The sequence below is a fragment of the Verrucomicrobium sp. BvORR034 genome (genome assembly GCF_000739635.1).
In the GTDB taxonomy this organism is placed as follows: Bacteria; Verrucomicrobiota; Verrucomicrobiia; order Verrucomicrobiales; family Verrucomicrobiaceae; genus Verrucomicrobium.
Genome location: NZ_BATQ01000145.1, coordinates 21646 through 28110, shown reverse-complemented (window position 1 = coordinate 28110; position 6465 = coordinate 21646). Strand labels below are relative to the sequence as shown.

General features: G+C 61.2%; 5 protein-coding genes and 1 riboswitch. Of the genes, 1 reads left to right on the top strand and 4 read right to left on the bottom strand.

Going from position 1 to position 6465, the window contains the following annotated elements:
• Positions 1-533: 533 nt before the first annotated feature.
• Positions 534-2330, bottom strand: coding sequence for an SPFH domain-containing protein (locus tag BV034_RS25590; RefSeq protein ID WP_050029800.1), 1797 nt, complete (start codon positions 2328-2330; stop codon positions 534-536).
• Between the two features lie 436 nt (positions 2331-2766).
• Positions 2767-2939: riboswitch (cyclic di-AMP (ydaO/yuaA leader) on the bottom strand.
• A 116-nt stretch (positions 2940-3055) separates the two neighbouring features.
• Between BV034_RS25590 and murI the strand changes: the two genes are divergently transcribed.
• A complete protein-coding gene (gene murI, locus BV034_RS25585; RefSeq protein ID WP_009960018.1) occupies positions 3056-3871 on the top strand; it encodes a glutamate racemase in 816 nt (271 codons plus the stop codon).
• 22 nt (positions 3872-3893) lie between these two features.
• Here murI and BV034_RS25580 read toward each other — a convergent pair whose 3' ends face one another.
• From BV034_RS25580 to BV034_RS25570, 3 genes are all read right to left on the bottom strand, one after another.
• Positions 3894-4466 carry an N-acetylmuramoyl-L-alanine amidase gene (locus BV034_RS25580; RefSeq protein ID WP_050029799.1) on the bottom strand — a complete coding sequence of 191 codons (573 nt, stop codon included), beginning with the start codon at positions 4464-4466 and terminating at the stop codon, positions 3894-3896.
• Between the two features lie 155 nt (positions 4467-4621).
• Positions 4622-5173, bottom strand: a complete 552-nt coding sequence (locus tag BV034_RS25575) for a LysM peptidoglycan-binding domain-containing protein (RefSeq protein ID WP_050029798.1) — start codon at positions 5171-5173, stop codon at positions 4622-4624.
• A 193-nt stretch (positions 5174-5366) separates the two neighbouring features.
• On the bottom strand, positions 5367-6464 hold the full coding sequence (locus BV034_RS25570; RefSeq protein WP_050029797.1) for an aminopeptidase: 1098 nt from the start codon (positions 6462-6464) through the stop codon (positions 5367-5369).
• Between the last annotated feature and the right edge of the window lies 1 nt (position 6465).

Sequence of the window (6465 nt, the reverse complement as noted above, 5' to 3'; positions counted from 1 at the left end):
GTCGGTGCGTCGGTGCGTCGGTGCGTCGGTGCGTCGGTGCGTCGGTGCGTCGGTGCGTCGGTGCGTCGGTGCGTCGGTGCGTCGGTGCGTCGGTGCGTCGGTGCGTCGGTGCGTCGGTGCGTCGGTGCGTCGGTGCGTCGGTGCGTCAATTTTTGCGAGTTGGCTCATGAACCCGGAGGGTTCAGAGTGCGGGTGAAATGGTAGCTGTTCGTAGTTCAAACTTTAGTTTGCTCAGGACGCTTTCCTCGAGCTTGGCAAACTAAAGTTGTACTACAAACAGAGCTCCGCAGGCTATGACTGGGGGCGGCGCAACGATTGGCGCTATCTGCGGCGGTGGAGAGGTCTTATGAACCAACAACTCTTCAGCTCAGCCCTTCTGAATCCTAGTGAGCCCTCTGTGTTCTCTGTGCCTCTGTGGTTAATCTTCAGGAACACTCTGGCATATCAAAAGCGGGCGGATTCTCCTCCGCCCGCTCTGCTTGTTTTTTGTTTTTTTGGTTTTGGTTTTGGGGTGGGAAACGGATGGGCCCAGCTTAGTTCAACTCACTTGCGGGGCGCTGTGGCAAGGTGTCGCGCTTCACCATCATGGCCATGAGGGCATCCAGCAGGCCGCTGCCACCTTGGGCGCCTGTGACGGCGACATCGGGCACGACGCGGACGTTGCGCTCGCCGATGATCTGCATGAGCTGGAGCATGGCGTAGTTCTGGTGGCCCAGTGATTCGACACCCGCCGTGTAGGCCTCCGCCTTGGCGTTACCAGTGGCACGGATGGCGTCGGCCTCCCCGTTGGCCCGGAGGCGGATGCTTTCGGCCTCGCCCTCGCTCTTGCGCACGCTGGCGCGGGCCTGGAGCTCGGCAATCTGCACGCCCTGCTCTGCGCCCACCACCTGATGCTGAATGTCTGCGAGCGAGGTCTGGCGCACCAACTGCTGGCGTTGAGTCTCCGCGGCCTCCTGCATCTCATAGGTCTTGCGCTGCTCCTCCGCGATCTTGCGGTCGGTCTGCGTCTTCATGAGCTGCTCGGGCGGGGTGATGTCGCCAATCAGTGTGTCGATGGCTTCCACGTCGTACTCACGCAGGGCGGTGGCAATGTGTTCGGCGGCTTCAGACTGGCGGTGGCTGCGGGCGCTGAGGAAGTCGAGCACCGTGTAGTCCTGAGCGGAGTTGCGGAAGTAGTTGCCCACAATGGGCTGCAACACGTGGTCGATGAGGTTTTGGAGCGAGCCGGCGCGGCTGATCACCTTGGGGGCCTCAAGGGCGCCAATGTGAATAATCTGGGACACGTCAAGATTGAAAGCGAAACCGTCACGCGAGCGCACGGTGATGGAGCTGAGCTTGGCATCAAACTGATGCGACTCCGTGCGGGTGGCCCAGTTCAGGACGATGTTGGTGGTGGGAACCAGCTCCACGCGCATGATGCGGGTGTTGAGCGGGTGTTTGCCCGGGTAGAGAGGGGAGATCCAGACGCCCTTGTGGCCGGGCAGGACGAGGTCACCGTGCTTGAAGTCCACGCCGCTCACGTCCTCATGGGCCTGGCCGACATAGGAAATAACGACGCCTACGTGGCCGATGGGGATTTCCACCATGGGCACCTGCTCGACCTGGGCAAACCAGGGATTGAGGTTCCACACGCCGCTTAGCAGCACCTGCTCCTGCAGGCCACGGTGGCCGTCGCTGTCGAGGAAGGATTGCGCGTTTTGGAAGTTGTCGTGTCCGGGGATGCTTGTGCCTGCGATTTCGCCCTCTGCGATGGGGGCGCCGTCCAGGGTGGTGACAATGCCCACGCGATCAGGCTCCACCTTGTAGAGTCGAAGCATCTCGGGGCTCAGACCGTGATCGGGGGCGTTCCAGGAGGTGATCACGGTAAACAGGGCGGAGTTGATCCGGTAGGTGCCTGCGGTGAGGATGGCGAGCTGGCGTCCCTTTTCCCCGCCTGAGGCCAGGAAGGCCCGGGCGTTCTCAAAGTGGTTGCAGGAAACCGTGCGACCGAGGATGCGCCCCGGCGGGATGGGTGCGCCGGCGGCGGCCACCACAAGGGCAATCTCACCGGAGGGTACATAGGTGAGCGGCAGGTGGAGGATGCGGTATTGCCACTTCCAGTAGAAGAAGTGCAGGCCGGGCGGGAGCACATCCGCCTGATAGCCGGCCTCGCCCTTCAGCGCGATGATCTGCCCCGGGGGCAGGTTGCGCATGGCGAAGCGCTTGATGACAATGCCGACCTTCTGCTCCCCTATGTACACAACTCCGAGGAAATACCAGAGGGCGATGATGCTGAGGGGGATTTTCAGCCACCAGCTGTTCCAGATCAGTTCTAAGATGTTCGTGATCATAAGATGAAGGGTGAGGAGGTTCTGTGGAGGGCTTGCGTATCTGTATGACGCGTTGTTTCCTGATGAGAAGTTCGTTGGGCGGGCTCCGGCACGGGCCGTGGGCGCGCCTGTCTAGTGCGCCATCGACGCGGAGGCGGACCTCCGGCGAAGACACCAGATGAGGGCGGGGTGGGGTGTTACCGCGAACCGTGTCGCAGAAGCACGGGAAGATTCAGAACCTGAACCCTAGGGCGCGATGTGGCGCAGGAAGGGCTGATGGGATGACGGACTGCCGTGCAGCCGTCGGTGAATGGCGTGGCGCCGGTGCGTGGAGCAGCTGGCGCTGGCTGGGTATTTCATGTTCTCGTTGACCTTGCCGAACGAGGTGGTCGCCCACCACGGGCAGCATGTTGCTGTTGGGGAGACCATGAAGCCTGCGATGCAGACCCCAGAGAGATCGTCCCTCCCAAATTGCCTGCGAGGTTAGCTGACGGGCTGGACCTTGGAAGTGGTCCCTGCAAGCGGTTGCCCGCTTCGTTCGCCCCGTCCTGATTCTCTTGCGAAAACCAGGAGTTCGGTTCCCCCGCGCCACTACTGAGGAAGCAGTAATGACTTCGGCTGACAGTGGGATGTTATTCCATGTACCCTTTTTTGTCAAATGGAACCGGTGACGCGCCGGGCCCGCCTTGATGCAAGTCCTTGTGATTCATGCTTGAAGTTGCGGGCGTTCGTTGTCTTTATCGGGTGTGAGCGAAAGCATTTCCAATGCGCCATTAGGCGTCTTTGATTCCGGAGTGGGCGGCCTGACGGTGGTGCGTGCCTTGCTGGATCTTCTGCCGAACGAATCGATCATTTATCTCGGTGATACTGCCCGGGTGCCCTACGGATCCAAGTCGCCCGACACGATCCGCAAGTTCTCGGTGGAGGACACCCAGTTCCTGCTGAGCAAAGGGGTGAAGGCGGTGGTGGTGGCCTGCAACACGGCAACGGCCCATGCGTTGCCCCAGTTGCGACAGATGTTTCGTGTCCCGGTGGTGGGGGTGTTGGAGCCGGGCGTGGAGGCTACCTTGGCCGATCCGGCCTGTCAGCGGGTGGGGATTATCGGCACGGCGGGCACCATCAAGAGTCACGCCTATCAGCACGAGTTGGCGATGCGTCGTCCGGACCTGCAGATCTACGCCGAGGCGACGCCCCTGCTGGTGCCGCTGGTGGAGGAGGACTGGATTGACCACCCGGCGACGAAGATGGTGCTGCGGGAGTATCTCAAGCCCATGCTGGACAAGGGCATGGACACTCTGGTTCTGGGGTGCACCCATTACCCGCTGCTGAAGCCGCTGCTGAAGCGGATCTTGAACAACAAGGTGCGGATGGTGGACTCTGCCCTGACCTGTGCCGAGCACGTCAAACGCATGTTGGCGGAGCAGGGGCTGGAACGCACGGCCAAGGGCAAGCCCAAGCTGGAGGTGTATCTGACGGACTTGTCAGAGCATTCCGAAGAGCTGGCGAAGCGGTTCCTCCATACCGAGTTCGGCAAAGTGCAGCGCGCCAGCCTGGCGTCGTAGGAAGGGTGGGAGAGCTGGCGGCTCAGCCGCTCACTGCAGGGCGGATGTTCAGGATGCCTTTGGCGATCGCTTCCGCCAGCTTCTGCCGGTGGGAGGGGGTGTTGCAGAGGATCGCTTCGGCGGGGTTGCTCAGGAAACCGCACTCCACCAGAACGGCGGGGCCCTTAGTACGGGTGAGGACGGCAAAGTCCTGGTACGTGATGCCCCGGTCCACTCCGGGCACGTTTTCCTTGAGCGAGGTCTGGATGCTCTGGGCAATCTCCTTGCTCATAGCGCCACGGTAAAAGGTCTCATACCCGGAGATGCCGGAGACGCGGATTGCATTGAAGTGAATGCTGACCAGCAGCGAATTGGGGAACCGGTTGGCCATGATGGCCCGCTCATCAAGCGACACGGTTTTATCATAGCGGCGGGTCATCACGGTGGTGACGCCCTGGTCCCGGAGAAGGGTTTCCAGGCGCTTGGCGACGTCCAGAGTAAGCGTCTTCTCCAGCAATCCGTGCCAGGAGGTGCCTCCATCGGCACCCCCATGACCAGGGTCCACGACTACCAATTGAAAAGCCCGGGCGGGGGAAATGTTGACGAGGAGCGCCAAGAACCCCCAAACAAGAATGGCCGCCAGAGTAAAAGGAGTCCGCTGGGGTCGGGGAGAGACGAGCCTGCCTGGGAGGGACATAAAGCTGTCGAGGTGAAGGGTGCTTTCTCGATGCTCGCGTGCTCCGGTGCTTCTCCCTGCGTCAGTTCAAATTGCTAACGGGGAACCTTTAGGGATTTTCCGATACTCAAGAAGTCGGAACTCATGCCGTTGGCGGACTTGATTTTTGCGACTGTGGTACCATTGCGCCGGGCGATGGATGAGAGGGTGTCACCCTTCTTGACCACGTAGCTGCCACCGCCGCCTCCGCTGCTGCCGGACTTGGATTTTCCAGATTTGGATTTGGACGAGGCGGTCTTGGAACTGGAGCTCTTGGACTTGGGGGTGGTCTTGATGACAATGCGTCGTCCCGTAGCGGCACCTTCGTGGGAGCCGGACCATTTTTCCTGGTCGGCGGAGGTGGCAGCGGCGGAACGACCGGAACGACGCTCGCCTTCGGCTGCCCAATCGCTGACGTAGCGACCATCGGAGTCGAACGGATAGGCATGGCTGGGCATCGAGTGGGGAGGGGTCCGAACGGTCCCCGTCAACGTGATCGGCGGGAGTTTGTCGGGAATGCCTTTGATCTTGGACGTGGAGGAGCACGAGCTCAGTCCGAGCATGGGCAGCGCAGCCAGGGCGATGAGGGCGAGGGTGCGGAGATTCATCCTAAAGGCAAAGGCAGACATGTCGGGAAGGATGCTAGCACGGAGAAGGAATTGCGCCAGCAGGCGATTCGAATCGCCGGGGAAGGGAGCTTGAACTGGAGAGTTGATCCTGCGGCTCCAGGGATCACGGTAACCTCTGTACAGGCTGGTGGGATGGCCACCAGCCGGGAGTGCGACACGGGGGCGGGGTGGGCTAGTTCAACTTGGCCAGTTCTTTGGGCAGGAACTTGCCGTTCTTGCGGATCAGAACGTTGTCGAACCAGATCTCGCCGCCGCCGTAGTCGGGACGTTGGATGTTGACAAGGTCCCAATGCACCTGACTGCGGTTGCCGTTGTCCGCCACGCCTTCATAGGCCTGGCCGGGCGTGAAGTGGAAGGAGCCGGCGATCTTCTCGTCGAACAAAATGTCGCGCATGGGCTCACGGATCTCGCGGTTGAAGCCGATGGCGAATTCCCCGATGTAGCGGGCGCCTTCGTCGCTGTCGAGGATCTTGTTGATGGCCTTCGTGTTGTTGGCCGTGGCATTGACGATCTTGCCCTTGCTGAACTCGAGGCGCACGTTGTCGAAAGCGATGCCTTGGTAGACGGTCGGGGCATTGTAGGTGATGACGCCCTCCACGCTATCGCGGACCGGAGCCGAGAAGACTTCGCCGTCGGGGATGTTGTGGGTGCCGCCGCAGGCGATGGCCTTAAGACCCTTGAGGCTGAATTTCAGATCGGTGCCGGGACCCTTGATGTGGACTTGGTTGGCTTTGTCCATGAGCTTCTTCAGGGAGTTCATGGCGGGGAGGAGGGCCTTGTAGTCGAGGAGGCAGACGCGGAAGTAGAAGTCCTCGAAGGCCTCGGTGCTCATGCTCGCCTGTTGGGCCATGGCGGAGGTGGGCCAGCGCAGGACGCACCAGCGCGTATTGTTGACGCGTTCGTTGATGACGGGGCGCATCTTCTCCATGACCAGCTTCATCTTGTCCGCCGGCACGTCGGCCATCTCGGTGATGTTATGGCTGCCGCGGATGGCGATGTACACGTCGATCTCCTTCATAAGATCGAGGTTGTTCTTGGAGAGGAGATCGTAGCCCTCGGGGTCCGCGTGCTTCATGAGCTCGCGGGTCACGGTGGCGTCATGCAGTTTGACCACCGGGATGGCTTTGGCAGCGACGACGGCACGGATCAGGGCCAGGCAGATGGAGTTCGGCGCGTCGTAGATGTCGAGGAGGACGCGGTCGCCTTTTTTCACACTGGTCGAATAGCGGACGAGTTGAGTGGCGAGTTGATCTATGCGTGGGTCGTGCATG

Excerpts from the sequence above, each read along its gene's own strand:
- BV034_RS25590 (WP_050029800.1), bottom strand. The coding sequence starts at position 2,330 with ATGATCACGAACATCTTAGAACTGATCTGGAACAGCTGGTGGCTGAAA.
- BV034_RS25575 (WP_050029798.1), bottom strand. The coding sequence starts at position 5,173 with ATGAATCTCCGCACCCTCGCCCTCATCGCCCTGGCTGCGCTGCCCATG.
- BV034_RS25570 (WP_050029797.1), bottom strand. The coding sequence starts at position 6,464 with ATGCACGACCCACGCATAGATCAACTCGCCACTCAACTCGTCCGCTAT.